The 26,274-nt window shown below is 59.4% G+C and carries 26 protein-coding genes and 1 tRNA gene; 15 read left to right on the top strand and 12 right to left on the bottom strand.

The window, feature by feature from the left end; translation table 11 throughout:
• Positions 1 to 308: 308 nt before the first annotated feature.
• A complete protein-coding gene (locus tag EKN06_RS00520) occupies positions 309 to 500 on the bottom strand; it encodes a hypothetical protein (RefSeq protein ID WP_127610937.1) in 192 nt (63 codons plus the stop codon).
• A 36-nt stretch (positions 501 to 536) separates the two neighbouring features.
• Positions 537 to 1,562 carry an FUSC family protein gene (locus tag EKN06_RS00515; protein WP_127610936.1) on the bottom strand — a complete coding sequence of 342 codons (1,026 nt, stop codon included), beginning with the start codon at positions 1,560 to 1,562 and terminating at the stop codon, positions 537 to 539.
• Positions 1,563 to 1,848: 286 nt separating this feature from the next.
• Here EKN06_RS00515 and EKN06_RS00510 point away from each other — a divergent pair, with 286 nt between their 5' ends.
• Both EKN06_RS00510 and EKN06_RS00505 read left to right on the top strand, forming a co-directional pair.
• A complete protein-coding gene (locus tag EKN06_RS00510; RefSeq protein ID WP_127610935.1) occupies positions 1,849 to 2,337 on the top strand; it encodes a hypothetical protein in 489 nt (162 codons plus the stop codon).
• A 361-nt stretch (positions 2,338 to 2,698) separates the two neighbouring features.
• Complete coding sequence (locus EKN06_RS00505; RefSeq protein WP_127610934.1) at positions 2,699 to 3,109, top strand: hypothetical protein; 411 nt, start codon at positions 2,699 to 2,701, stop codon at positions 3,107 to 3,109.
• Between the two features lies 1 nt (position 3,110).
• On the opposite strand, the gene EKN06_RS00500 is transcribed toward EKN06_RS00505, so the two are convergent.
• Positions 3,111 to 4,184, bottom strand: a complete 1,074-nt coding sequence (locus tag EKN06_RS00500; RefSeq protein ID WP_127610933.1) for a COG3904 family protein — start codon at positions 4,182 to 4,184, stop codon at positions 3,111 to 3,113.
• Positions 4,185 to 4,432: 248 nt separating this feature from the next.
• Here EKN06_RS00500 and EKN06_RS00495 point away from each other — a divergent pair, with 248 nt between their 5' ends.
• Positions 4,433 to 4,759, top strand: coding sequence for a hypothetical protein (locus tag EKN06_RS00495; RefSeq protein WP_127610932.1), 327 nt, complete (start codon positions 4,433 to 4,435; stop codon positions 4,757 to 4,759).
• A 15-nt stretch (positions 4,760 to 4,774) separates the two neighbouring features.
• Here EKN06_RS00495 and EKN06_RS00490 read toward each other — a convergent pair whose 3' ends face one another.
• Together EKN06_RS00490 and EKN06_RS00485 are read right to left on the bottom strand one after the other, a co-directional pair.
• Positions 4,775 to 5,722 carry a tyrosine-type recombinase/integrase gene (locus EKN06_RS00490; protein ID WP_127610931.1) on the bottom strand — a complete coding sequence of 316 codons (948 nt, stop codon included), beginning with the start codon at positions 5,720 to 5,722 and terminating at the stop codon, positions 4,775 to 4,777.
• 76 nt (positions 5,723 to 5,798) lie between these two features.
• Positions 5,799 to 6,101 carry a hypothetical protein gene (locus EKN06_RS00485; protein ID WP_127610930.1) on the bottom strand — a complete coding sequence of 101 codons (303 nt, stop codon included), beginning with the start codon at positions 6,099 to 6,101 and terminating at the stop codon, positions 5,799 to 5,801.
• Between the two features lie 149 nt (positions 6,102 to 6,250).
• Between EKN06_RS00485 and EKN06_RS00480 the strand changes: the two genes are divergently transcribed.
• The 4 genes from EKN06_RS00480 to EKN06_RS00465 all read left to right on the top strand — a co-directional run bounded on the left by EKN06_RS00480 (position 6,251) and on the right by EKN06_RS00465 (position 11,973).
• The gene (locus EKN06_RS00480; protein ID WP_127610929.1) at positions 6,251 to 7,216 is read left to right on the top strand and encodes a hypothetical protein; all 966 of its coding nucleotides are present in this window, start codon (positions 6,251 to 6,253) and stop codon (positions 7,214 to 7,216) included.
• A gap of 757 nt (positions 7,217 to 7,973) precedes the next feature.
• Positions 7,974 to 10,094, top strand: a complete 2,121-nt coding sequence (locus EKN06_RS00475) for a TonB-dependent siderophore receptor (RefSeq protein ID WP_127611910.1) — start codon at positions 7,974 to 7,976, stop codon at positions 10,092 to 10,094.
• A complete protein-coding gene (locus EKN06_RS00470; RefSeq protein ID WP_127610928.1) occupies positions 10,094 to 10,672 on the top strand; it encodes a hypothetical protein in 579 nt (192 codons plus the stop codon). The genes EKN06_RS00475 and EKN06_RS00470 overlap by 1 nt, the downstream gene beginning before the upstream one ends.
• On the top strand, positions 10,669 to 11,973 hold the full coding sequence (locus EKN06_RS00465) for a PepSY-associated TM helix domain-containing protein (RefSeq protein ID WP_127610927.1): 1,305 nt from the start codon (positions 10,669 to 10,671) through the stop codon (positions 11,971 to 11,973). The genes EKN06_RS00470 and EKN06_RS00465 overlap by 4 nt, the downstream gene beginning before the upstream one ends.
• Before the next feature lie 70 nt (positions 11,974 to 12,043).
• Here the strand turns inward: EKN06_RS00465 and dmeF are convergent, their stop codons facing one another.
• The gene (gene dmeF / locus EKN06_RS00460; RefSeq protein WP_127610926.1) at positions 12,044 to 13,003 is read right to left on the bottom strand and encodes a CDF family Co(II)/Ni(II) efflux transporter DmeF; all 960 of its coding nucleotides are present in this window, start codon (positions 13,001 to 13,003) and stop codon (positions 12,044 to 12,046) included.
• A gap of 244 nt (positions 13,004 to 13,247) precedes the next feature.
• Between dmeF and EKN06_RS00455 the strand changes: the two genes are divergently transcribed.
• From EKN06_RS00455 to cas2, 6 genes are all read left to right on the top strand, one after another.
• The gene (locus EKN06_RS00455) at positions 13,248 to 13,769 is read left to right on the top strand and encodes a hypothetical protein (protein ID WP_127610925.1); all 522 of its coding nucleotides are present in this window, start codon (positions 13,248 to 13,250) and stop codon (positions 13,767 to 13,769) included.
• Positions 13,751 to 14,065: a hypothetical protein gene (locus EKN06_RS00450; protein ID WP_127610924.1), complete on the top strand. Its 315-nt coding sequence runs from the start codon at positions 13,751 to 13,753 to the stop codon at positions 14,063 to 14,065. Before EKN06_RS00455 ends, EKN06_RS00450 begins: the two co-directional genes overlap by 19 nt.
• Before the next feature lie 392 nt (positions 14,066 to 14,457).
• Positions 14,458 to 14,907, top strand: a complete 450-nt coding sequence (locus EKN06_RS00445) for a hypothetical protein (RefSeq protein ID WP_127610923.1) — start codon at positions 14,458 to 14,460, stop codon at positions 14,905 to 14,907.
• A 616-nt stretch (positions 14,908 to 15,523) separates the two neighbouring features.
• A complete protein-coding gene (gene cas9, locus EKN06_RS00440; RefSeq protein ID WP_127610922.1) occupies positions 15,524 to 18,685 on the top strand; it encodes a type II CRISPR RNA-guided endonuclease Cas9 in 3,162 nt (1,053 codons plus the stop codon).
• Positions 18,643 to 19,545 (top strand): type II CRISPR-associated endonuclease Cas1, encoded by a 903-nt coding sequence (cas1, locus tag EKN06_RS00435; RefSeq protein WP_127610921.1) that lies wholly within the window; start codon positions 18,643 to 18,645, stop codon positions 19,543 to 19,545. Before cas9 ends, cas1 begins: the two co-directional genes overlap by 43 nt.
• Before the next feature lie 2 nt (positions 19,546 to 19,547).
• Positions 19,548 to 19,877, top strand: coding sequence for a CRISPR-associated endonuclease Cas2 (cas2, locus tag EKN06_RS00430; RefSeq protein WP_073976073.1), 330 nt, complete (start codon positions 19,548 to 19,550; stop codon positions 19,875 to 19,877).
• 421 nt (positions 19,878 to 20,298) lie between these two features.
• Here cas2 and EKN06_RS00425 read toward each other — a convergent pair.
• Together EKN06_RS00425 and EKN06_RS00420 are read right to left on the bottom strand one after the other, a co-directional pair.
• Positions 20,299 to 20,375, bottom strand: a tRNA-Met gene (locus tag EKN06_RS00425).
• Between the two features lie 72 nt (positions 20,376 to 20,447).
• A complete protein-coding gene (locus tag EKN06_RS00420) occupies positions 20,448 to 20,975 on the bottom strand; it encodes a 2'-5' RNA ligase family protein (protein ID WP_127610920.1) in 528 nt (175 codons plus the stop codon).
• Positions 20,976 to 21,318: 343 nt separating this feature from the next.
• Here EKN06_RS00420 and EKN06_RS00415 point away from each other — a divergent pair, with 343 nt between their 5' ends.
• Together EKN06_RS00415 and EKN06_RS00410 are read left to right on the top strand one after the other, a co-directional pair.
• Positions 21,319 to 22,086, top strand: a complete 768-nt coding sequence (locus EKN06_RS00415) for an alpha/beta fold hydrolase (protein WP_127610919.1) — start codon at positions 21,319 to 21,321, stop codon at positions 22,084 to 22,086.
• Positions 22,083 to 22,742, top strand: a complete 660-nt coding sequence (locus EKN06_RS00410) for a hypothetical protein (protein WP_127610918.1) — start codon at positions 22,083 to 22,085, stop codon at positions 22,740 to 22,742. Before EKN06_RS00415 ends, EKN06_RS00410 begins: the two co-directional genes overlap by 4 nt.
• 1 nt (position 22,743) lies before the next feature.
• On the opposite strand, the gene EKN06_RS00405 is transcribed toward EKN06_RS00410, so the two are convergent.
• From EKN06_RS00405 to EKN06_RS00390, 4 genes are all read right to left on the bottom strand, one after another.
• The gene (locus EKN06_RS00405) at positions 22,744 to 23,286 is read right to left on the bottom strand and encodes a J domain-containing protein (RefSeq protein WP_127610917.1); all 543 of its coding nucleotides are present in this window, start codon (positions 23,284 to 23,286) and stop codon (positions 22,744 to 22,746) included.
• Positions 23,287 to 23,467: 181 nt separating this feature from the next.
• Positions 23,468 to 23,989 (bottom strand): peptidoglycan-associated lipoprotein Pal, encoded by a 522-nt coding sequence (pal, locus tag EKN06_RS00400; protein WP_164843877.1) that lies wholly within the window; start codon positions 23,987 to 23,989, stop codon positions 23,468 to 23,470.
• A gap of 111 nt (positions 23,990 to 24,100) precedes the next feature.
• The gene (gene tolB, locus EKN06_RS00395; protein ID WP_127610916.1) at positions 24,101 to 25,441 is read right to left on the bottom strand and encodes a Tol-Pal system beta propeller repeat protein TolB; all 1,341 of its coding nucleotides are present in this window, start codon (positions 25,439 to 25,441) and stop codon (positions 24,101 to 24,103) included.
• Positions 25,442 to 25,443: 2 nt separating this feature from the next.
• A complete protein-coding gene (locus EKN06_RS00390; protein ID WP_127610915.1) occupies positions 25,444 to 26,274 on the bottom strand; it encodes a hypothetical protein in 831 nt (276 codons plus the stop codon).

The following is a 26,274-nucleotide window of genomic DNA, read 5'->3' as shown; positions in this document are numbered from 1 at the left end:
GCATTGAACATCAGCGTAGGTCGATTGAACTAAGCAGCCAATAACGCGAGCAAGTTCATGCCCAGACCAATAACATCGCGATCACCTAGCCCCATCGTGGTGACAGGTGCGATTGGGATCATCAGTTAGGAAAAATGGTAGCGGAGGAGGGACTTGAACCCCCGACACGCGGATTATGATTCCAACGGAAACAGCGCGTAGACGCGTCTACGTAGCTGCTGGATAAATGAACGGCATTCTACGCACTTGCCTAAAAGACATCAAACCGTCTTCGAGGTCGATCTGCAAGCCAGAATTGTCTGGTCAGATCAGGCTGCCAGCGTCAGATCAGGACTCGTCATTTCGACTTCCTCCTGAGAAAGTCTAGCCAATTCACCAATCGCCTCGGCGTCTCGCTCACCCTTAAGCCGCGCCTCCACAATCCGCTGAATCAGCTCATGCGCCCTGCGGCGTAGCTCGCGTCGGCGGGCGAGCAGTTCATCTTCTTTTTGGCGAGTCATGGAAGCTCCTTCGGAAGAGAACCTATATGCACATCCTTAAGCCTTTTTGAAGCTATGCTTTATCACTCCATCGCGCAATGCCACCTGCATAGCGATCAGTTGGGCGAGTTGCCGAACGACCATAACGTTATGCTCACGCGGATCGTTAACGGCGCGTCGCCACCGGTCTGGGACATTGCTGGTTGCCGTGACACATCCCCACATGTCATTTGCGGAGCCTACTTTAATCGGAATAACGGCAACAGATATGTAGCGCTCCTCATCCCCTAATTTCTGCTTCCCCTTCGGCACAGGATACTGACTTGCGACCTCAGGGCTGCGCAAGTCCGCCTCGATCACTTCGTCGTCGTGTTGCCAACAAACGCCGGTGAAACCCTCCTTCTTCTTCCAATGCCGCGTTTGCATTTCGGGCTTTTCGGCTTCGCGCGCTTTTTCTCGTTGCCTGTCGTTAAACGAGACCACGATGCGCTGCATGACTTCGAACCTACCTCCATCAGGATCTGGCTCCCGCTGAAAAATCGAGAAGGCCCATTTTTCGCCTGCTTCAAAACCGATTGCACCTTCGAGATCGCTCGAACCCGCATCGAGCATCGCTTCGATGACTGTGACCACGGGCGTCTCATGGGGCATACGTTCGATCGCTTCATGCATCTGTTGGATGGCTATGAGGAGAAACCGACGACGCTTGTCTAACACTTCAACATTGGCCAGCTTTTGTTGGAGCGCTTCCTTGTCATCGAGAAAATCGGCGGCGACGCTGAGCGCGTCCTTCGCTTCCGCCGTCAGCTTGCCGCGCCTAAAATCAAATAGGGTCACGAAGATCGTGCCAAGTGCGACCATCCCAAGCCCGACACCTGCCATCCACGAAGCATGGGGATCAGCTATACCGGAAAGCTTACCCATGCCAGCAAGAGCGCCGCCGCCCACAACGAGCGAAAGATTGATGCCCATGCGCCACTGCTCGGCGCGCTCGTTCTGCGTGATCAGATGACCGAAAAACTTTTCCTGTCCCTGCTTAAGCGCCGACGCAGGTTTCAAGACTATATCGGTTACGCCGCTCATTTACCCCCCAGCCTGCCGAAAGCACAACCACTTAAAAACGATGACGGTGCTGATCATTGCAGCACTAATGCTACATACGAACCAGCATATTTTACGGCAATTGGTCAAGAACCGCGCCGCCACACGATGCACATTTTCGACTCGCCTTGCTCTTTTATGAATGCAACATCGGCCAACGCCAGAATCAAAAATTACGCCGCCAGCAGATGCGCTCCATCTCACCAATTAGGCCCACATCCTTCGCAGGGTCCTGAAAGGGGTGGCGTAAGGGTCAGGGAAAAACTCGATGATCTGTCCATTGTCCGTGGATTGGGGAAACGCCGCCGATTGGGTCGCCGGCATTGGCAGCATATCGGCTGTAGGTGTGGCGATCTGGATAGCGACGGGACAGGAAAGGTTTGCGCGCCACATAAGGGAAATAGAAAAAAACGAAGCGATTGAAAAACGCGCTCATTTGCAAGCTGAAATCATCCGGCTCATCGCAGAAATCGAGTCCGTCATGGGAAAGGCGATAATGCGCCAGTCAATGGCTGCTGGGATGGGAATGACAAGTAGAGCAGACCTCGACGAAGTCGAAGCATTACGCTTACAGCTACAATCCATGCAAAGTCTGGCCGAATCCGATCCAAAACTTTACGGTGAGATCGGTCGAGCTTTCCGTGAAAGCAACATCACCGAGATCAGAAGCACTAGCTCCTCAGATTTTATCGGACTCACATTGGAAAGCATAAGGCGACGCCTTAAAGATCGACGATCTGCAATCGCATCTCTGTAAGCTTCTGACGACACTTTCATCAGGCTCCCGCTGCAGCAAAAGGGCGGATGTTGTATTCATCAGAAACTGGTGCTCATGCAGCCAAGAGCCTCGCTCCATTCCCCATAGGAGAGATCCACGTTTTTCGTATGATCGTAAAACCGATGACCATGGGAGCTACGTGATCGTGATCGAGGAATGACTGAGGTTGTCGGCGGGATTCCTGGACGATTGGACGCACGACGAGATCAATAGGCCGCCCTCGCCGAATACCCCCAAAAACCGCCGGTGGGCATAATCATCACACGCTTCATTGCGTGCGACGTGACATCCTACGCTTCGTCAGCCAGGTAACCCCTCTGCAATAGGGATCCTCAAAGCTATGTTGAAGAAAATCGCGCTGGGCGCCTGCCTCACCTTTGGCCTAATTGCTACCGCAAACGGGCAGACTACGAACTCTCGTCGCACGCCGGTTTCGCTGGAAAGCCTTGGTGGCGTCGCGCCGCTGACCGCCGAAGATTTAAAATGGACCAAAGACTACCCGGTCAACGTGCAACCCATTCTCGCGGATTGGGTAAAGTATAATGGGGCTTGCCGTGGCGGACCTAGCGACCGAGTAAAGCAAAACAACTTGGAAGAGTGGATGAGCCGCGTATGTTCTGCTCGCGATGCCACCGTCGGCATGATGCGTCTTTATGGCTACTGCTATGGGCGCGAAGGTGAAGCTGGGGTGGACAACGAGTGGCACGCCTGCACACGCATCAGCTACGGCAACGACTATTTAGCTCAATAGGTCACCGGCATGAGCTAACAATGTGGGGAGTCATTTCCTCGATATTCGAGGTCGGGATGTCATGCTCAAATCCACCAAACTCGTCGTAATAGACCCAAGGCATATCCATATCGATATTGAGCGAACCATTTGCCCGTGCGATCGCTTCGAGCACTTTCGGTCCCCCTTCAAAACTGACTTGGATGAGATCGTTGCGAACCGCAACGTCAACGATCGTCAGCGGCAAGGACCAACGAGTGTGATCCATGGTGAACTCAGCGCCTTTGATCGATTTCGCGATTTCATCGCTCTGCTTGCTCGTCACCTCAAAGAACACATGAAGCGATCGGCAAGCCACCACCAGACCGGTGGTGCGGCCATTAGTCTGTTCTTGTGACGCCCTCGCGACCAGCTGGCTGCCAGCAGGGCGCAGCTCCCACTCCGCTTCGTTCTTGTAGTTACGAGTGGTAAGGAGATCGAGCCTCTCCATCTGCTGCGGTTCCAGCCACAGCATGTCATCGGGCGAAATGGACGATGCCAGGGTCAAGATCGCTGGATTTACGCCCATGGCGACAGCATAGGCTTGCAGCATAGCGATGATGCTCTGGGTTGAGGAAGTCGTCGACGCTATGCTGCCAAAATCATCGTTCGTCGGCGCGAACTGGTGGACACCTACGACACTATCCTCCACGATCTCGCGCACCTCGCCGGCCATCAAAACGAACACGCATGCGCTGGCGCAGGTGCCGCCCTCATAGGCCTGGAAGGTTCGCCCAGCACCTTCGGGCTCCTCTTCGGTGGTCCTCGCAACCGTGACTCGCATTCCTCGCTGGCGGATCAGCTTGCCTAGCTCGATTGCCGCCGCAACGTTGCCCCCGCCTGAATTGATCATGATCAGCTTCTCATAATCGATCTTGTTGGCTTTGATGTAATCCAGCAAGCTTTGCGCATCGCCTTCCGCGATTTCGCCATCGGCTGCGATCCACGAACAGGTGGAGCAGTTACCGCCGGTGTAGCCTTGACTGTAATTGAGCGCCCACGTGGGACTTGCAATGGAAACGGCGAAGAATGCCGCGAAAACAAAAATCAGCTTCATTGAGGCGTCCTAGTGGTCTTTCCCGCCCCGAGCTAGAGGACCGGCATTTTTGGATTACCAAGTTTCACTTCCACCTTAACTCAACTCTTTCAATGACCTAACTCGACCCATCAAGAATTTTTCATCGGGCATGTAAGCTTGTTCGGTTGGCTGGCAACTGGCGAGATTTACGACGGGGATAAGCTCGGCCGGAAAGTTTCCTTTCGGTTGTAGACTGTTACAGTCACCGATGTGGATCAGGAGCAATCATGCAAAAATTAGCGATCGCCGTTTTGAGTATTCCCTTGGCGTCATGCGCGGCCAATCAGGCCGGCCTTCTCAAAAACGACGTTATCGACACTTATTTCAGCGAAAAATCGGCAGGCGTCGTAGCCGGTTGCTTACAACAGTCACTACACGGCGGTCCGACTATGGGCACTGATGGCACAAACTATTGGATTACTCGCCAAAACGCTTTGGGGCCTGTAGTCCGGTTTGATTTCAAACCTGCGGCTACCGGCTCTGGAAGCATCGTCGAGTATCGCAGCCGGCTAGAGATCAACAATGGTCTCGATAAGCTGCAAACGTGCTTGTGACCTCGCAATCGAAATTTACGCCGCCAGCACCCCCCGCTCCATCTCACCCATGAGGTCCACGTCCTTCGCAGGGTCATGGAACAGGTGGCCATACACATCGTAAGTCATAGTGATAGAAGAGTGCCCCAGCATGGTCTGGATCTTCTTAGGCGGCCAACCTTGCTCGATGAACAGCGATGCCGCAGCATGTCGCATTGCATGCAGCGAGAACCTCGGAGCGCCCTTCCCATCGACGATCCCACACGCCAGCATAAGCGGCTTAAAGACGCGGTTGTAGATGTTCGAATGCGTCTCGACGTTGCCAACACCGTTGGGGAACACCAGGTCGAGAGCGCCTTTCGGACACGCCAACTTCCATTCCTTCAGGACCTTGGCGAGCTGCGGCCCCATCGGTATCTCACGCCGCCCTGACTTGCTCTTGGTATTGCCCATGTCGCAGTAGCGGTCAGCACGCTTCCTCACGGTGATGACGCTGCGCTCAAAGTCGATTGCGTCCCATGAAAGACCGCGCAGCTCAGACATGCGCATGCCGGTGAAAAGCGCAGTCATGATCAGCGGCTGGTGTTTGGCCGGCGCGTTGGCGATGAGCGCCTTGATTTCATCCTTCGTGGGGAACACGCGGTCAGGGTCATGCCTCTCGGACCGCCGGAGCTTCACGTCACGCGCAACGTTGTGCATCACCAGACCGCGTTCCTGCGCGGCGCTGATGATCGACCGGAGCGTCGTGAGGCATTTCTTCGCCATGGCTCGCGTGCTGTCTCGCAGCATGCTGTCAAGGAAATCACGAACGTGCACGGCGCTGAGATCAGTGAGCAGCAGATGACCCATCTTCGGCTCAATGTGGTTCTTCACATGGCCCCGGTATGAGTGGAGCGTCGCGCGTTCAAGCTGTTCGAGTTCGCAGCGCTGGAGCCAGAGCGTCGCAGCGTCAGTGATGGTGATGTCGTGTTCGACAGTGATCATTTGAACATATCCTAGAGCGTTGGTTTGTCCCGCTATTCTAGAATACTCCCGAGCGCCCGTCGGGTTATTTTTGTTCCTATTCGGCGGGTTTTTTCGCCTCTTCTGCTCGAACTTCTGCAAGCGCTTCTCGTCCCACTCGGTTGATCTCAATGAGGTGATGTTTCACGAACCGTTTGCGCTCGTCGGCGCTTGCGCGCTTCCAATGATAAGAGAGCTTGCCCGAAACAGAACGCGGCCCCTTGGCTCGATACCCCGCAATTTGCGCAGCCTTGTATACGCTGATCTCGTCGGCCTCGACGCGCGCAAGAAGATCGGCGTGGCCGTCCTTTCCAAGACGGGCTCTCCAATATTCGTTATCGCGCTTCGTTGTCTCGGCCATATATGGCCGGTAGATGCGTCTACGTGGTCTCGTCAATGGATCAAAATCCTGAGTTTGCAGGATGCATCCCAGCGCCTGCGGCTGGGCCTTTCCCCCTCGCCCGAAATCGGTATGAGGGTTCATACCAGCCTCACCCATGGATATTCGACTTGGACAACAATTATGTCGCCGAAGTTCGGCGCTTTGGAAGTAGCCAGCCTTTTCGTGATGCAGAAGGAACTCGGCGTAATCTGTCTCACATCACCAATCTCGGAAGAGGCGCAGTAAAAACGGATGGCAATGGCAATGTGACAGAAATGCCGTTGCTGGAAGGGAAGCCTTGCTTTGGGCGGCCTGAACGGTTCGTACGCGGTATTTTTGATGGCAAGCCATGGGTCGATGAAGGTGGCACCTATCGCGCCGGCGGAACGCCCTGCCATAGTTGCGAGACGAAAACGTTGGGGACTTTCCTAGCGTGCTCCGATCTATCTATCGAGCGGATGGAATCTTCTGCCGCTATCGAGCCAGCATTTGTCGAGTGGATCGAGGCGACAGGTGACGATCATGGCCCCCGCTGCTTTGTTGGTGCGAACGGGAAACGGTGGGATGGCTTCCTGGCAGCGATTGAGGCCCACGGCGGATGGACGAACATCAACGACGATCAAACGAAGGTCGCTGCGATCGCAAATGCGGAGCGCGAGAAAAATCGACGGCGCGAAAGTGAGAATGTCCGCCGCAAGCGCACTCGCGATCTGAGAGCTTCACATGGTCAAACGATCACCCCCGAGTATCTCCATGCACTCGATCTGGAACGAGGCCGGCGCGCAAGGCATCTAAAGAGTCTGAAGAACGTCCAAGGTGCAAAACCGCAAGACACGCTGTGGCTGAGGAATTTGCCAGATGCGACGTGCGAGCGGATTGCCGACGTTTGGCGGGCAAAAGAACTGCTTCAGCGCGAAAGGGGAATTTCGACCGGAAAAGCGATTGCCGAGCAACTTGTCGCGAACGGAAGGGCGCATGGCATGGCTCTACCGACGCTTCAGGCTCGGGTCTCAGAAGACCTCAAACGGGTCGCGAAGCTCGAAGGCGACGGCATTCGCGCACCCCTTTGGGGACCATGGCGATTTCAAACCTGAAGCTCGTCAGAGATACAGAACCCCTGTAACTGACCCCCTGTATAAATCGCGTGCCATCCTTTTACCGCCCCTTTCAAACCCCTGTAGAATTTGCATGCCCTTTATCTGTTTTACCCTGACATCTGTATTATCAGAACTCCGCGCATCAACAGGCTAGGGAGCTCGCGCTGGAATGCGAGCGAAGCGAGTATCCAGACGCGCTGCGAGCGACGCCTGATGCCCGCGCGAAGCGTGGGCATCCAGCTAAGGACTGTGATTGAAAGACGCTCCCTCGCTGCGCGAGGGAGCAGGCTCGCACCAGAGCTATCGGTTCGCTCCGCTCACCGAGTAGCGGTCTGGCGCTTGCCTTTCTCACTCCAGGAGCAAGCGAGGTCTAAATGTAAATAGAAGTTGACGAAAAATGGACTGGATTCTTCCGCCATTCACCGAGGATCATACACGTCGTTGATTTCCCAAGTAAAATCGTAAGATCTGACCTAAGGTTGAGTCAACGCGTGAACTTATTGAAAGCTGAAATGTGCCCTAGCGATAAGGGTCTCGGTCAATGAAGTCCTGGTGTTTCCACGACGCAACCACCCTGCTGGCGCCAAATTCCCGTAGATTTTTAAGAATCGCCATCCATCCCGCGCTCCTAGCCGCTCGACCCTGCTCACAATGCCTTCGCAAGGGCTCATCAGAAAACTTATTGCTAATGAAATCGATTCGCATTAGCAGCCCCATCAACAATCAATCACGAGATTCCGATGAGGGGGATTTGATGAAGTTTCACCGTGCCGCCGCACTTGCCTGTTCCACCGCCCTGACCGCAAGCCCCGCAGCTGCAAGTGAAGCCGCCTTGAACAGCGAGCAGATCCTGGTCACCGGCGAAACGCAGGCAGGCGGGATTGCCACCAAGACCGACACGCCCGCGATTCAAGTTCCTCAGCCAGTCACGGTGATTACCGCCGATACCTTCGAGGCTCAGGGCGCGGTATCGATCGGCGATACGCTGAACTATGTCGCCGGCGTGCAATCCAATCCCTACGGCCCAGACAGCAGGGTTGATGGTGGCTTCATCCGCGGCATCAACGCCCTTCAGTTCCGTGACGGCATGCGTGACATCTTCAGCTACTATGCCAGCGTCCGCTCCGACCCCTACAACTTCTCGCAAGTGCAGGTCGTGCGCGGGCCGGCCTCAGTGCTGTTCGGCGCGGGCTCCATTGGGGGGCTGGTGAATCTCGTCTCCAAGGCCCCCGAGTTCGAACCGTCGGGCGAGTTCTCGCTGCGCTACGGCTCGCACGATCGGAAAGATGCGCTGGCAGACATCACCGGCGGGCTCACCGGCGACCTCGCCGCGCGTGTCGTGGGACGGGTGCGTGATTCCGGTTCGCAGACCGATCATGTGCCTGACGATCGCGTCTTGCTGGCGCCGTCGGTCACCTGGGCGCCGACCGACGCCACCAAGCTGACCGTGCTCGGCCTTTATCAGGAGGATGACGGCGGCTCGACCTCGCAGTTCTTGCCGCTCGTCGGCACGATCCTGCCGAACCCCAACGGCCAGCTCGACAATGACCTATTCATCGGCAAGCCCGGCTGGGACCGCTACGATGGCCGCCTTCTGCAAGGCTCCGCGCTCCTGGATCACCGCTTTTCCGAGGCGCTGAAGCTGAATCTCAAGGCGCGCTACATCGACAGCGACCTCACTTATCTGACCCACTACCCTAACAGCTATAGCAACCCGACCAATCCCTATCTCGACGAAGACCAGCGGATCATCGGTAACTATGCCAGCGGCAGCCTTGCCCGCATGGAGATCTTCTCCACCGACAACAATGTCCAGTTCGACTTCCGCACAGGTGGCGCTATCGAACACACGCTGCTCGCTGGTGTCGACTACAGCTGGAACCGGGTGCGCAAGCAGGGCGGTCTGGCACTGGAGCAGATCGACATCTACGACATCGACTACTCCGGCCTTTCCGATTTTAACGGCACAATCCCCATGCCGGGTGATGCCGGGTTCCTGCGCGCCAGCGCCGAGGACGTGAGTCAGAAGCAGCTCGGTTTCTACCTGCAGGACCAGATCCGTTTGTGGGACCGAGTTTCCGTCGTGTTCGGTGTCCGCCGCGACGAGGCACGGTCGGATTCCTTCGGTAACGAGGTCTACGATACCGGCGCAACCAGCTTTCGCGCCGGCGTGATCGCGGAGCTGGTGCCCGGTGTCTCGCCTTTCTTCAGCTATACCGAGAGCTTCGAGCCGATTGGCGGAACGGACGTCTACGACGATCCCTTTGTCCCGAAGAGCGGCCGGCAATACGAGGCCGGGGTCAAGTTCCACCCCAACGACACCGTCCTCGTGACGGCAACGGCCTATCACATACGAGAATCCAACCGACCCGTCGCCGTAGCCGTGCCCGATCCCGAGAACCCCGACATCATCCTTACCGGGCGGTTGCAGGTCGGCTCGCTGACCTCGAAAGGTCTGGAGTTCGAGGCGAACGCCGTGTTGCCGGGCGACCTGCACCTGATCGCCAACTACAGCTACAATGAAGCGGAGATCGAAGGCACCGGACGACAGCTCGACAGTGTGCCGCAGCACAATGCCTCGGTCTGGGCGACAAAGGTCTTCCCGCTCGCGAGCGATGCCTCGCTGCGGCTGGGAGGCGGCGTCCGCTATGTCGGCAGCCATCGGTCTTTCGGCTTCGCCTTTCCCGAAGGAGTCCGCACCCCTTCCTACACGCTGGTCGACGCACTGACGGAAGTGACCTGGCAGAACTGGGGCGTAGCGCTTAACGCCACCAATCTGCTCGGCAAGGATTACTACTCGGCGTGTCTTGCCCGGGGTGACTGTTTCATGGGTGCGGAACGGAACGTATTTGGCACTGTGAGCTATCGGTTCTGATGGCAAGCGAGGGACCCCTTTGGCTGGCCGCCCTGGAAGCGATCGGGGGCGTTGCTGCCCTGCGGGTTGCCTGGACGCAGCCGAAACGCTCGCGCGCCGGCAACGGTCTGGGGTGGGGCCTGATCGCCCTCGCGGGAGTGGTGGGCGCACTCGCCGCCGGGGCCTGGGGCGTGGCAATCGCTGCTCTTGCAGGTATGGGAGCGGCGTTCGCGCTGCTCTCCGTGGCGGCATTCGGCTCGCCTCGCATCGGGGCGCCGGCGTCCAATCGCCGGGTTGGCATGCTGCCCGAAGCGGGCGAACCTCTCGCGCTGGCCAGACGCGGGCTGACGTTTGCCCTCACCGTCTTGATCGCTACCGGGTCGGCACTCTGCGTGGCGGTCGCCTTGCGCGGCGTCGCCGAACTTGTCGGGACGAGTGAAGCCAATTCCAATGTCACCGCCCTGTTCGCGATGCCGCTGGCATGGGCCGGGCTCGTCTATGTGGTGCTGATGACGCCCCGCCGCCGCACACAGCTTCACATTCTCGGGCTGGCCGCGCTGCCGGCGCTACCTGTTGTCTTCATCGGAAAAATCGCATGACCACCGCACCGGAACCCGGAACCGTGAAGCGGGCCCTGTCGGCCCACGCCGCGATCGGCCTTATGGCCGGCGCGTTGCTCTACCTTGTCTCGCTGACCGGAACCCTGTCGGTCTTTTATGCCGAGTTGCAACGACTGGAACAGCCCGGCGCCCCGGAGATGACCGCGATCGATCCCGACAGCGTGCAGAAGGCCGTCGCGGCGATAATTGCGGAAGAAGCTGGCAAGCCCGTTACCATGCATCTCTTCGTGCATCTTCCGGTGAATGACCTGCCCCGCACGACGATTACCACAGATACCCAGGCCGTTCATGTCAACACCGACGGCTCGCTTGCCATGCCGGAGGAGATCGCCTGGTCCGACTTCCTCATCAAGTTACATTACACGCTGAACCTGCCGAGCCCCGTCGGCATCACCTTCGTCGGCGCACTGGGCGTAATGATGCTGGCACTCGCCCTGTCCGGGGTCATCGCCCATCCGCGCATCTTCCGCGACGCCTTTCGCCTGCGCGCCAGAAACGGTAACGGTGTCGGCCTGGCTGACTGGCACAACCGGTTGAGCGTTTGGTCGCTACCGTTCTCGCTGGCGATCGCGCTGACCGGTGCGCTGATCGGCATGGCGACCGTAACCGCCTGGACCATCGCCACGATCGACTACGACGGCGACGTCGAGGCGGTCTATGGCCCGATCTTCGGAGAGGAGGGCGAACCCGACGCGACGCCCGCCCCGCTGCCCGATGTCGCGACCGCACTGCGGTACATGGCATCGCATCATCCTAATGTAACGGTTACTTATGTAATCGTGCACGATCCCCTGACGGCTGGTCAGCACGTCCAGATCGTCGGTTCGCATGATCGCCGTCTTATCTTCGGCGAATACTACGCGTTCGATGCGGCCGGACGTCTACTGGACACCGCAGGTCTCGCCGATGGCGAGCTGGGTCAGCAGGCAACTGCTTCGACCTACAAGCTGCACTTCGGAACCTACGGCGGCTTGCCAGTGAAGCTCGCTTATCTGGTTTTTGGCATCGCTCTGACCGTCATATCCGCGACCGGCGTCTACATCTGGCTTGGCAAACGTGAGCGTCGTGGCGTTCACCAGCCGCGGATCAGGGCCGCCTGGAACGGCGTTGTCTACGGCATTCCGCTGGTGCTGGCGATGACCCTGCTGCTGCGGATGGGCTTCGGCAACGATCTGCCTTTCCGGGCAATATTCTGGATCGGCTCCGCCCTGATGACCGCTGCATGGGTCGCGTGGGAAACACGCATCGCCCTTCCCTCCAGAACTGAGGCCCCGATCTGATCCAAGCAAGGATGCCTTACCGATCGGGTTGCTGCCAGCAAAGGTGGTGACGTGTGATCGGCCCGAAACCTCAGGCGGCGTGTAGGTTTCGGTGAGGACCGGGACAGCGATGGGCTTCGACCGTAATGTGGACGAGCTCCTCATGGATCTGCGCGCGCTTAGCATAGTCCGTGGGTGCGAGCGGGCTCTCCGCGACCAACGAGACGACAGCAGCGAATTTCCCTGGTCCGACCTGCCAGACGTGCAGATCAACGATGCGCGCGTCGCCATCCTCAATTGCCTCGCGCACCTCACCTTCGAGATCCGCCGTCGATGTTGCATCGAGCAGCACGGCGCCGGTATCGCGCATCAGACCCCAGGACCAGCGGCCAATTACGGCGGCCCCCACCAGTCCCATAGCCGCATCCATCCATACCCAGCCGAGGTAGCGGCCGGCCAGCAGAGCGCCGATTGCAAGCACCGAGGTCAGCGCGTCTGCGAGAACGTGAAAATAGGCGGAGCGCAGATTGTTATCCGTGTGGCCGTGGCTGTGCGAATGCCCATGGCCTTGGTGATGATCATGGTCGTGGTGGTGGTCAGCACCCAGCAGGAATGCGCTGGCAAGGTTCACTAGCAAGCCGAGCACGGCGATCACGGTGGCTTCGGTGTAAGCAATCGTAGCAGGCTCGAACAATCGCTCCGCCGACTGCACAGCGATACCTGCCGCGAACACCGCCAGCAGCAGTGCGCTCGCAAAGCCAGCCAGATCCCCGACCTTGCCCGTGCCGAAAGTATACCGCGGATTGTCAGCATGCCGGCGGGCAAAGCTATAAGCAAAAGCGGCCACTCCCAATGCGCCCGCATGGGTCGCCATGTGAATCCCGTCAGCCAGCAGGGCCATCGAACCGGTTAGCAGACCCGCGGCAATCTCCACGACCATCATGACGGCAGTCAGCACGACGACCCAGCGTGTCCTCGCCGCGTGCGTGTCGTGAGCATCGCCAAGGAACACATGGTCATGCGTCAGCACTTCGATCTGGTGGGAATGCATTTTCTGTCCTCGAACGGATGTTGGGGGTCCATGACGCGCGCTCTGAACATGTCCACCTCGCGAGAGCGCTTAGTAAAATATGATCGCGGATAGAAGCCTTACATCGCAGACCGGCGACAGTCTCACGCAGCCCGTCGGTGTTGTGTTTCCCATTGCGTCACTAAGATTGCCCACCCGCATCCATCGCAGCGCGCATGCATGGTGACGTCATCACCAACAGCACAAGGAACTGCTGACCATGCGAATGGAACTTTACAAGATCGATGTCAGACGCGGCGATCGAACCTGCACCGCCTTCGTCGTGGCGCCGGGGGAGGAACGCGCCTCCGAGGTCATCACCGAAATCGAGATCATCATGAACAGGGAGAACGACGGGTTCACCCTTGAACGTGTCGATGAAACTCTGCTTGACGATCGGCGGACTGGCCTGGATGCGCTTCTTGAGACTGCCCCGGTTGGAATGGCCTCCTACTGTGAGGGTGTCGGCTGGATCGCTCACGCCCTGCCAGCACCGAAACTGAACTTTTACCGGATCGAGGAGGTCCACGGCGATGAATATTTCGTCGTCGCTCCCAGCGGTGATGTCGCCGCGGCGGTCTACTGCGAACGGTGCGGACTGACTGAAGGCGAAGCCCGGCTGTTCCGCATCCACGATGGCATGGACGGCCTGAAGACCGAAGCGCTGCGCGGACTGCCGGCGTTGCTGGAGTTCGGTCCTGTTGGGCTGATTGAACGGCGCAAGGGCGGGTGGTCGATGAAGGGCTAACGCAGCAAGGTGTCGAGTTGGTCGCGAAATGGTTTTCCATTTCACGACCAACTATTCCATTTGCCATCACCGGCGTCGCTCCAGCAACCGTGGAAGTCCTAGAAGGGGCTGGTGCCGCCGACCCGGATGGCGCCGAAATCCCGGAGGTTTTTCCTTCAGCGCCATCCACCGGCAAGCGCTATGACGCTACGTTGAAAGTCTCGCAATCTCCGCCCGCAACTGTCTCCTCGAACCTGCGGGTGAAATATCCCCACGCAAAAGCGATCGGCTCCCTCAAGTCGTTATTGAGGTTGTAACTACGGAGAGCTCGGTGGCACAGTTCGGCGAGCTTCCGATAGTATTGGGCGTTCGGTCCGTTCGGAGTGTCATAAAGCTCGCGGAACTCATCCCAGCCCTTTTTCCAACTTCCAGGATAGCATTCGCTAAAAGCATGGAATGCTGCATTTAGAGGGTTAGGTGCGCACTCCGGCACGTCGCTTTCGATGCCTGCATTCCGAAGCGCTTCTGCCAGTTCCTCGGCAACGGAATTGCTCTTTGGGCTTATTTGGTCAGACAATGTAACTCCTTTCGTTCTCATAGAACTCGCCAGACATCCCGGCGAGGAGCCACCCATTAAGAGCATAAGATCGGTTTTGTCGCTTGGCTTATTTCGTTCCAATTTTGGTCCGCGCTCTTACAACGCTCTGCCATGCCGATCGATGAAGCAAAGCGCCGCAAACGTTGGTTGAGAAACAAGCGGGCCGAACGAGCGCGGAAAAAGGGCGACCCTACTCCGATCAGCCCGATGTTTCGCCGGCGTGTAATGTGGGCGCGTGATCGCCGGGCCAAATTGGCCCCGGCAGGAGCGTGGACCTGGAAAATCGATACGGTGTATCTGACTGACGAGAAGTTTAAGCGCGCGGTTGAGCTGGTTGCAGACGTATGGGCAGCTGAAACCTTATACGACGCACAATGGGGCAAAGGCACCGCGACCGTCGCTCAAATCTGCCGCATGCTGAACGAGATGGATCGGACACATGGTTACTCCGCCGCTTCGCTGCCCAAAATGGTCGCTCAGGCGCGGAAGCGTGTCATTGCGCTAGAAACGCACGGCGATCGTTGGAGTCCCGACCAGCCCTACTGGCCGCCTTTCGTCTGATCCTCATGTAACATCAATAACCCAACGCCAGTCCACCCGCATCCACCCTGACGCACCTCTACGCTCGTGTTCATCGAAACTAGCGAAGGATGAACTCATATGCGTACTGGAACGAGATTGCCTCGAATTGGTGCTCCGGTTCGAAACAAGCTGAACATTCGTTTCGACAGCATCTGGGCCGGTTGCGGACTGACGGGTGCATGGCGGCAAGAAGGAAGCTGCCGTCGGTCAACCACTCCGCAATGGCACCGTCCAACCAGATCGCGTCGTTCAAGCTCCAGCTATCAGACGTCCGTCCCGTCGAAAACTGTTGCTCTGACTGATCTGAGCGGACCATTCGGTACCGCACCTAGAGCGGAGATGCCGCGACCGCATGGTTTCGCTGAAACCGGCCGTTTTCTGCTCATACAACAACAAGACCCTCAGCGGGCTCCCGTTGAGGGTCTTGTAAATACAGAAGCCTCTGTATCAATGCTTCAATAAGGAATTTCCCTTTCGGGATGATCCTTCACAGTGAAGCTCTGTTACCGTGGCTTCCCTACCGATTTGCCGATGTTACGATTGCCGATTGACCTTCTCGGGTCAAGCCGCTTCTTTCGAAAGAAAGGGGAAAGTAATGAACGGTTTCGTTTTTGGCATCGATCTGGGAATTGCATCATGCGGCTGGGCTGTGCTGCGCCACCCCACCACAGGCGACCCAACGGGCGAGATCATAGCCATGGGATCGTGGATGTTCGACGTTCCCGAGACCGACAAAGAACGGACGCCCACAAACCAGATAAGGCGCGGCAACCGCCTGCTGCGCCGGGTGATCCGCCGCCGCGCGCAGCGGATGGCAGAAATCCGCCGCCTGTTTGTGCACCACGGATTGCTGGCAGGCAATGAATCGGATGCGCTGAAGCGGGCCGGGCTTGATCCCTGGGAACTGCGCGCGCGGGGGCTGGACAAGCCACTCTCGCCCGCTGAATTTGCCGTCGCCTTGGGTCACATCGCCAAGCGACGCGGGTTCAAATCGGCTAGGAAGGGCAAGGTGGCGAACAACGCTGGCGATGATCAGAAGATGCTCAAGGCACTGGAGGCAACCCGCGAGCGCCTCGGCCGCTATCGGACTGTTGGCGAAATGTTTGGCCGCGATGCCGATTTTCGTGACCGCAAGCGCAATCGCGATGGTCTGTTCGACCGTACCCAAAGCCGCGATGATCTGATCCACGAGGTCGGAAAGCTGTTCGAGGCGCAACGCCGCCTTGGCAATGCTGCAGCTTTAGCCGCCCTCGAAACTGACTTTTGCGCAATCGCCTTTCGGCAGTTGGAGATGCAGGACAGCGAAAAGCTGGTCGGTATGTGCCAGTTCGAGCCGAACGAAAAGCGCGCCGCCAGATTTGCCCCGTCTTTCGAAAAGTTCCGCCTGCTCGGCAAGCTGGTGAACCTGCGCATTACCACGCCGGAGGGCGAGCGCCCGCTCACACCCGAAGAAATCACGCTGGCGACGGGCGATCTCGCGAAAACGGCCAAGTTCTCCGTCAGGGAGGTGCGCAAACGGATCGGATTGCCAGCAGCTCAGCGCTTCACGACATTCAAGCCGGAGGAAGAAGCGCAGGACATCGCTGCACGGACAGGCGAGGCCATGCACGGCACCAAGAAGCTGCGCGATGCCTTAGGCGAAGCGCTGTGGTCGGAATTGCAGGACAAGCCGGAGCAGCTCGACCAGATCGCCCATGTCATCAGCTTTCACGAAACGGCTGAAAAGATTGGCACGGAGCTTGGCAAGCTTGGCCTTCCCACAGGAGCTGTGGATGTCCTGCTGGAAGACCTCGCAGCGTTTTCGCGGTTCAAGGGGGCTGGCCATATCTCCGCAAAGGCGGCGCGCGCGCTGATCCCACACCTCAATGCGGGGCTGCGTTACGATCAGGCTTGCGTGGCTGTCGGCTATGACCATGCGGCGTCCCGCTGGAGCAAGCGCGAACAGGTAGCGGACAAGGCGGGGTTCAATGCGCTGGTGAAATCAATGGGCGACGAAATCGCCAACCCTGTCGCGCGAAAGTCCCTCACTGAAGGGCTGAAGCAGCTTTGGGCGATGCGCAATCGCTGGGGCCTACCAGATGCTGCGCACATCGAGATGGCGCGCGATGTCGGCAACAGCCTTGAAAAGCGCAACGAGATCAAGCGCGGTATCGACAAGAACACAGCAGAGCGCGAACGTCAGCGCGATGAAGTCCGCGAACTGCTGGGCATCGAGGACGTGAACGGCGACACGTTGCTGAGATACCGTTTATGGAAGGAACAGGCCGGACGCTGCCCTTATACGGACAAGGCGCTTCCAGCGACTGCGATCATTGCAACCGACAACAGCCATCAGGTCGACCATATCCTTCCATGGTCGCGGTTCGGGGATGACAGCTACTCCAACAAGGTGCTCTGCACGGCGCGGGCAAATCAAGAGAAGAAGGGGCAAACACCCTTCGAATGGATCATGTCTTCGCAAGGCGAAGATGCCTGGAATACTTTTCTGGCCCGGATCGAAGGGAACACCGCGTTCCGGGGCGCGAAGAAGCGCAACTATGTCCTCAAGAACGCGATGGAGGCGGAAGAGCGCTTCCGCACCCGCAACCTCAATGACACCCGCTATGCAGCGCGATTGCTCGCCGAAGCAGTGAAGCTGTTTTACCCGGAAGGTGACCGGCAGGAAAAGGGCGGCAACCGCCGCGTTTTCACGCGTCCAGGCGGGCTCACAGCAGCCCTGCGTCATGCGTGGGGCGTGGAATCGCTGAAGAAAGTTGACGGCAATCGGGTAGAAGATGCCCGCCACCACGCACTCGATGCGCTTGTCGTTGCCGCGATCGGAGAATGGGAAGTACAGCGGCTCACCCGGTCTTACCAGGAATGGGAACAAAAAGGCCTTGCCCGCCCGCTACGGCAGGTTGATCCGCCATGGGGCGATGCCGCCAGCTTCCGGCGGGAGGTCAATGAAGCATATGACAATGTTTTTGTCGCGAGGCCGGAACGGAGACGTGCGCGGGGAGAGGGTCACGCCGCGACCGTGCGGCAGGTAAAGAAGCGCGATGGCGCGCTGGTCGTCTATGAACGTAAGTCGATCACCGACCTTTCCGAAAAGCGATTGCAGGACATCAAAGACCCGGAACGAAATCAGGGCGTGATTGAAGCTGTCCGGGAATGGATCGCAAACGGAAGGCCTGCTGACAGTCTGCCGCGTTCCCCTGCCGGAGATGAAATCCGCAAGGTTCGGCTTCGGACAAAAGGAAAGCCTGCCGTGCATGTCAGGGGCGGCACGGCAGATCGCGGCGAGATCGTCCGGGTTGATGTGTTTGCGCGGCCCAACAAGCGGGGCAAAGACGAGTTCTACCTTGTGCCGATCTACCCTCATCACGTGATGAACAAGCGTGACTGGCCGATGCCCCCTGTGAGGTCTGTCGTCGCATACAAGGATGAGGACGAATGGACGCTGATCGATGACAGCTACAAGTTCAAGTTCAGCCTCCATCCAAGAAGCTATATCGAGGTGACAAAGCCCACGGGTGAATTGCTTGCTGGATACTTTCAGGGACTGAATAGGTCGACCGGTGCCATCAACCTCTCGAACCCGAGAGACTCCCGCTTGTTAGCCGACGACAATGGCAATTCGATGCAAAGCATTGGCGCAAAAACCTTATTAACCATGAGAAAGTACAGTGTGGATCGCTTCGGCGTGCGTTCCGAAGTGAAATCCGAGGTCCGCACATGGCATGGCGTGGTCTGCACATCTCCAATCCCGCCAGACTGACGCATCGCAGCCGTCAGATCGTTGTCGATCCTGAAGGTAGCGATGAGGCGCTCACCTTCCCGGTCGAGGACATCGCTTGGATAATTCTCGATACCCCGCAAGTCTCCGTAAGCGGCTCCCTGCTCAGCGCCTTGGCGGAAAGCGGTGTTGCGATGGTGGTGCCAGACGCGAAACATCATCCGGCGGGAATGCTCATGTCATTCCACCAGCATCATGCGCAAGCCGCCATCGCCCACGCTCAGATCGGGATGAGCCAGCCGCTGAAAAAGCGGCTGTGGCAAAAGCTCGTTTCAGCCAAGATCGAAAATCAGGCCGCCGTCCTGCGCGGGATCGGCAGTGATCACGCAACCGCTTTGTCCGCCATGGCGGGGCGGGTTGGCTCGGGCGACCCTGACAACCTGGAGGCACAGGCTGCCCGCGCCTATTGGCAGCGCCTTTTTGAAGGATTTCGGCGCCATGACGAAGACCGGCGCAATGGCCTGCTGAACTACGGATACGCCGTGGTCCGCGCGGCTCTGGCGCGGTCTTGCGCTGCATCCGGCTTGCTTCCGGCCTTCGGCATTCATCACAGATCGAAAACAAACCCATTCAATCTTGTCGATGATCTCATTGAGCCATTCCGACCGGTCGTCGATCGAATGGCCCGTGCACGGGTAACCGCCGAAGAGCAAGACGAGATGGACGTCGAGGATCGCCGCCATATGGCAGGTATCCTGAGCGAGAACATCTCGATCGGCGAAGAGCGCTTGACGATCCTTGCAGCAACAGAGGCGGTCGCCGCCAGTCTGGTCAGATCGATCGAAGCCGGCAACGCCACACTGCTGAACACGCCAGCGCTTCCGCTGGCCCGGCGCAACTAGGCATGGAGGCCGACGAGGTACGCTTCATGTGGTTGATGGTATTCTTCGACCTGCCGGTGAAAACAAAACCGCAGAGACGGCGAGCCAGCCAATTTCGCCAGTTCCTCAAGAAGGATGGCTATATGATGCTGCAACTTTCGGTTTACGCGAGGGTCTGCCGGGGGCAAGATGCTGTGGATAAGCATATCCGCCGGGTGCGAAGCAGCCTGCCCAAGGAAGGCAGCGTGAGGACGCTCCAGGTTACGGACAAGCAGTATGGCAGAATGGAATTGATGCTAGGGACCGCGCCAAAAACTGAACAAGTCGGGCCCTCCCAGATGGTTCTGCTGTGATTTCAGCGGAATATTTCCGCGAAAATCACAGCAGTTCCAACCCGTTACCGTCGAGCAGTCCTACCATGGGCAAATCGGTAGGGAAACCACGGCACAGGCCGCTACAGGACGCTACTGGACGCAGTCCTACCATGGGCAAATCGGTAGGGAAACCACGGCTCCTGTCTGTGAGAGTGCGTGGCGGGCGTCGTCCTACCATGGGCAAATCGGTAGGGAAACCACGGCGTTCCGATCAACGTCCATTCCCGGTCGCTCGTCCTACCATGGGCAAATCGGTAGGGAAACCACGGCCGGCATGGGCCGCATTTGCTGCCGACTTTCGAGGTATCTGCGAGCCCTGACGTGGGAGAGCAATTTTTCGCACTTCAACGAATTGCCAGCGGGCGTTAGTCGTTTTCTGAGATCCATATAGTTTGAAAAATGGTAGCGGAGGAGGGACTCGAACCCCCGACACGCGGATTATGATTCCGCTGCTCTAACCAGCTGAGCTACTCCGCCCCAAGGGCATCGCACAAGGCACCTCAGTGCCCGGCAGGCGCGCCTATTAGGCGGGTGGCGGGGCGCGGTCAACTACCTGCGTCGCGCAAGTTTGCGAAATGGCCAGCGACCGGCGAATTCCCACGGGCCACCGTCGTAGAAATGCATCTCAAGTGCCGGAAAAGCGAAGTCGCGCGGCAGAATGTCGTCGGCGAGCCTGGCCTGCAAGGCACGAGCTTCGGCGGACGAAACCTTGTTCTGCACGGTGACGTGGAGCCGGGGACGATGATCGTCCTGAGCGGTGAGGTTCCCGACAAAATGCCCTGCGATTCTGGCGCGAATTCCAAACAGGTCGGCGCTCTCGATGGCCAGCGCTGTTCCCCTTCCCAGCGACATGATCCCGCTCAGTCGCGCTGGCGGTGGCGGTTCCTGCCCCGCGATATCGGCGAGCAACCGCCGCAACTCACTTTCACACGATGGCGGGATCGCATGAAAAAGAGTGAGGTGCGCAGCGAGGAAATTGCGGTCCGGCGGGAAATGCGCCTGCCGCAACCTGTTCGCCATGGCGAACAGGTCCGGTGGCAGGCTTGCCGTGACGATGATCGGGCGCGTACTGGGCATGACGCTTATCGAGGAAACTTCACGACGCGTGCGACTTTAGCGCGTCCTGAGGCTTCCGGGTGCGGAAACCCCGTCCGCGCCGACGGCTGCCAATCCGTTCAAATCCGGGGCACTGTTCATTCGGGCACGTGGGTGCAAATGCACCGGGACGCGAGACGGCCGCGATGGTCTTTTCTTCGCGCAGGCGAGTTCTCAGTATCACGTCGGGGATCATCGCTTGCATCGGGAGCCTTTCGTTCCGGGTATGTCTGGCCATTTTGCGCCGCGTTGCCAAGGTCCAGCGCGGTGGACGGGCCGAGAGCTGGCGATTGGCAGAACTGGTCGCGTTTGATACGAAACCTGGATGATGGTACCCCGCATCCTGTTCGTGCATGGCGCAGCGGCCGACGCTCGCCTTTGGCAGCCGGTGATTGCTGCCTTGCCCGCCGACTGGCAGGCCGAAGCGATCACCCTCACCTATTTCGGCGAGGAGGCCTGGCCCGATGACGGCGGCGGGTTCGGAACGCTGCTCCATGCCCGCGAGGTCTGCGAAATGGCGGCGTTGATGGGGGGCGACGTGCACGTCGTTGGCTGGTCCTATTCGGTCCATGTGGTCCTTCAGGCTCTGCTCGATGCGCCGGCGCTGTTTGCTTCCGCACTGCTGTACGAGGCGGCACTGGGCCAGTACGTGATCGACGACGCCGAACGCGAAGCCTTTAACAAGGACGCGGGCAGCGTGTTCGGCGCGGTGGGCGCGGTACTGGCAAAGGACGGGACACAGGCGGCAGTCCGCCAGCTCGTCGGATCCGCCTTTACCGCGCTCGCGCCATCGCGACAGGCGATGTACCTTGCCAACCATCGGATGATGCCGCTGCTGATGGGAGCTGGCGAACCGCCAAGCAAGATCGGACCGGACCTGCTCGCCAAGATCGAGACGCCCGTGCTGGTGGCCATGGGCGCCGACACGCGTCCCGCTTTCGCCATTCCCAGCCGCGCCCTGGCGAGCGCACTGCCGCAGGGAGAACTCGACGTCATCACCGGTGCCGATCACTTCCTGCCCGAAACATGCCCACCGCTTTTCGCGGCGGTGGTGGAGGAGTGGATCGAGCGGCAGGCACAGTCGGGGAGATGAGCGACGATTGGTACCGCAGCTCCTCTTGGGATCAGGAGGCGCGTGACGTGTTCGAAAAGAAGATCGGGCGCGCCCGGTTCCAGAAGCCGTACTATTTATGGATGAAGGCCGCCGCGATCGCGCAAGAGCACCCCGACGACGCAGAGGCGCTGTTCGACCGGGCATTGGCCGCCGATGTCGACGGCTTCGAATCGGCTCGCGCGCTCAATGCCCGGGCAACGGCGCGCGCGGCCCGCGGCGACATCGGTGCGACCTTGGACGACCTCGCTCATGCCGCGACGCACGAGCGCGATGCCATGCCCAACCTCGTCACTTCGGCGCGGTGGGACTATGCCGCTCTGGTCGGGATGCACCGGCAGCGCGACCGCTATGACGAAGCGCTGGCCTTTTTGGGACCAAGGGTGCCCGATCTTGCCTTTGCCGGGCAAGTCGGCCTGGCCTTCATCAATCACGATCTCGGGAAAGGCGATGCGGCACAGGCGGCCGCCAAAAAAGCGCTGAGCAGGGCAACGATGCATGACGATCCTGCGTCGGGCCTACCGCTGCCACCGACTCCCCCGTTTCCCAACCCGATATACGATCGGCTGCTGGTGATCGCGCACATTTGGGACATCGAGGAACTCGGCCCGCCTCCGCCGGTCTGGCCCGAACGCTGAATCAGGCTTGCGGGCCGGCCCATTGGCGGCGGTCTTCCGCCGCGCGCAGGACTTCGTACGCCAGTTGAAGCTTGTGGAATTCAGCCGCGGCCTGAGCGTCGCCGGGCTTTACATCCGGGTGCACTTCCTTTGCCTTGGCGCGCCACGCTTTTTTCACCGCTTCGAATTCAACGTCGGGATCAAGGCCCAATACGTCGAGAGCGTTCATTTCATCGCGGCTGCGCGATCCGTCGCCCGATCCGGCCCAGCCGTAATGAACGCTTTCGCGATAACCCGCGTTATCACGTTGTTCGTCGGATGCACGGGCGGCGGCTTCTTCTGCGCTCAACCCCGCAAAGTAATCCCAGCCCCGGTTGTATTCACCCGCATGCTGCTGGCAGAAATACCAACGTTCGGGGCTGTTGGGGCTTTTCGGAGCGGGACAGACGCCCGGTTCGTCACAACCTGCGCGATCGCAAAGACGCATGCTTTGCGCCTCGCGACCGGCTTCGTAGCCGCGCCAGCGGGGAAACCCCCAGTCTATGGAACGTTTGGATCGGGCCATGAAGAATGCGCCTAAAGTATTTTATGGCCGGATGGAACGGCCCGTTGAACCGGATACGACAGATGCGGAACGGTTTATGGCCGACAACGCATCCCCAAACGAAATGCCGGCCCTGCGCTTGTCAGGCCCGGCATCCCATTGGATTGCCACCCGGATCATGCCCGGGCATGCGATATCCGGCTTACTGGACAGTGACGGTCACGGCGCGGCGGTTCTGCGCCCATGCACCCTCGTTCGAACCCATCGCCTTCGGGCGCTCCTTGCCATAGCTCAGGGTCGAAATCCGGCTTGCATCGATGCCCAGACCCACGAGGTAGTTCTTGGCGGCGTTGGCGCGGCGTTCACCCAGCGCAAGGTTGTATTCGCGGGTGCCGCGTTCGTCACAGTGACCTTCGATCGTAATGCGCTTGTTCGTGAACTGCATCAGCCATTGGGCCTGGCTTTGCAGGGTCGCCATATCGGCGCTGTCGATGTTCGATTCGTCGGTGTCGAAATACACGGTGTCCGACGATACCTTGGCAAGGAAATCGGCCTGACTGCCCGGAACGATACCGTTGACAGTATCCATGCCACCGGTCGGTGCCGGCGTCTGCGTCGGTTCGGGCGGAAGCTCCTTCGGCGTGGTCTTGCAGGCGCCAAGGGCGAGCGAACCGGCCGCAATCAGGATGATCGGCGCGATCGTGCGATTACGCAAAATGGACATGGGGGCAAACTCCTTTGTATGTGGCGCCGGGTACGTCCCGGCGTTTGCTTTCAGCATGGCGAACGTTGCGACCCGTCCCGCCCGCACTGAGGGTCTTTGTTACTAACGCACTTAGGGGCGAACCGGTCCCCATGACGGATCGGACGCGTTTTCCGGGGTGTCGAGCTTGCGCAAGTGACGTCCCGTGAGATCGACCTGCCACAGGCTGGTTTCGCCAGAGTTACGTTCGGTCCGGAAGAACTGGATGATGCGGCCATTGGGACTCCATGTCGGAGCTTCGTCCTGCCATGCATCGGTAAGGTTACGCAGGTTGCCGCCGCCCGGGGTCATCGTGGCGATCCGGAAATTGCCCGCGATGTGGGTGAATGCGATCTGGTCGCCACGCGGGCTCCATTCCGGAGTAGCCGCACGGCCGCCAAAGAAACTGACGCGCTTCTGATTGCCGCCGTCGGCGTCCATCACGTAAATCTGCTGGCTGCCGGAACGGTCGCTTTCGAACACGATCTTCGACCCGTCGGGCGAATAGGAACCGCCGATGTCGATGCCGGGGCTGCTGGTCAGTTTCACCGGGCGTCCGCCGCCCGCGCTCGACACGCGATAGATGTCGGTGTTGCCGCCGATGGCCATGGAATAAAGGATCCACTTGCCGTCAGGGGACCAGCGCGGGGCGAATGTCGTGCTGCCGGTATCGGCCACCAGATGCTGCCGACCTGAATTGACGTCATAGACATAGATGCGCGGATTGCCGTCGCTGTACGAAAGATAGGCGATCTTCGAATAGTCGGGCGAATAACGCGGGGTCAGCGCGGTGCTGGTCCCGCTGGTGATGAAGCGGTGGTTCGCGCCGTCGCTGTCCATGATGGCAAGGCGCTTGCGGCGGTTACCCTTTGGCCCGCTTTCGGCAATGTAGGCAATCTTGGAATCGAAGAACGGATCTTCGCCCGAAAGGCGCGAATAGACGAGGTCGGCGCATTTATGCGCGGCGCGGCGCCAGTCGGCCGGGCTGACGACGTATCCCTCGCGGACAAGTTCGGTTTGCAGCTGCACGTCGTAAAGATAGCAGCCCACGGTGAGCTGCTCGTTTGCCGCCGCTTTCACGAAGCCGTGGACCAGCATCTCGCTGCCCATCGACTGCCAGCGGGGGAACTGCGGGTTCGTCGCTTCGCCGAACGATATGCGCGGCAAGGCATCGGGACCGACTGGCTTGAACAAGCCGTTGTTCTTCAGATCGGCGGTGATGATCCGTGCGAGCTCGACGCCCAGCGCGCCGGTCGTCTTGGGCGCGGCGGCGGTGGCCACGTCCTGCTGCGCCGGGAAAGCTGGTATCGCGATGCCAAGATCCTGCCATTCGCTTTCGTCCGAGACCGAACCGACAAGCCCGCCGTCCTGCGCGAAAGCAGCGGGCGCGGATAGCGCGACGAGGGCGGCGGCAATGAGGGTTGTCGTCTTCATGCTTAGAGTCTCCGGTCGAATCGGAATTCGCGCACGCTCTTCCACGTGTCGTAATAATCGTCGGGCAGCTCGAACGGGGCGGCCAGTTGCACCGCACGGATCGCGAGTTCGGCGTGGCGATCCTTCTGTGCGGAATTGGCTTCGGTGACGCCGCTTTGCGAAACGACGCGCGGGCGTCCCTTGAGGCTGCCGTCGCGGTTCATTTCCCAAGCCAGCACAGTCACCAGCTTGTCCGCGTCAACACCCTGCGGCGCGGTCCAGTGCGGGCGTAGCTGACGGCTGATCGCGCTGGACAGCGACGCGGCAGTAAGCGGTCCGGCCTTTTGCGCGGGCTGTTCGGCATCGCTGCCGCTGCCGCCGCTGCCGGCGAGGAAATCGTTGCCGATGCGGCTCCCGCGTGAGGGGGCCTGCTTCGTCGGTTGCGCCTTGGGCGCAGGTTTTGTCGCAGCTTTCGGTGCGGGGCGAGGCGGGCTGGGGATCGCCTTTTGCGCCGGCGCGGGCACCAGCGCGGGGCGCGGCTCGACGACGTCGCGCGGGGTCGGCTGCACCTGCAACTGCGCTTGGGAAGGTGGCTCGGGTTCGCCGATTTCCGCACCTACGGACGGCGCTGGATCGGCGCTCGGGTTGGGTGATGTGGATTCAAGCGCTATTTCGTCGGAGACCGTTACCGCGATCCTGTCGGGTTCGGACATCGTCGGCGCGTCCTTTTCCCAGATGGCTAACGCCAGAAGGAGCAGGACATGCAATCCGATCGCAATGCCAAGGCCCAACCGGTCTTCGCGCCCGAAACGGGCGGTCGCACTGTCATCCGAAGTGATCGCGGCTGCACGCAT

The organism is Croceicoccus ponticola (assembly GCF_004004515.1).
Classification (GTDB): domain Bacteria; phylum Pseudomonadota; class Alphaproteobacteria; order Sphingomonadales; family Sphingomonadaceae; genus Croceicoccus; species Croceicoccus ponticola.
This window is presented reverse-complemented; position numbering and strand designations above follow the sequence as displayed.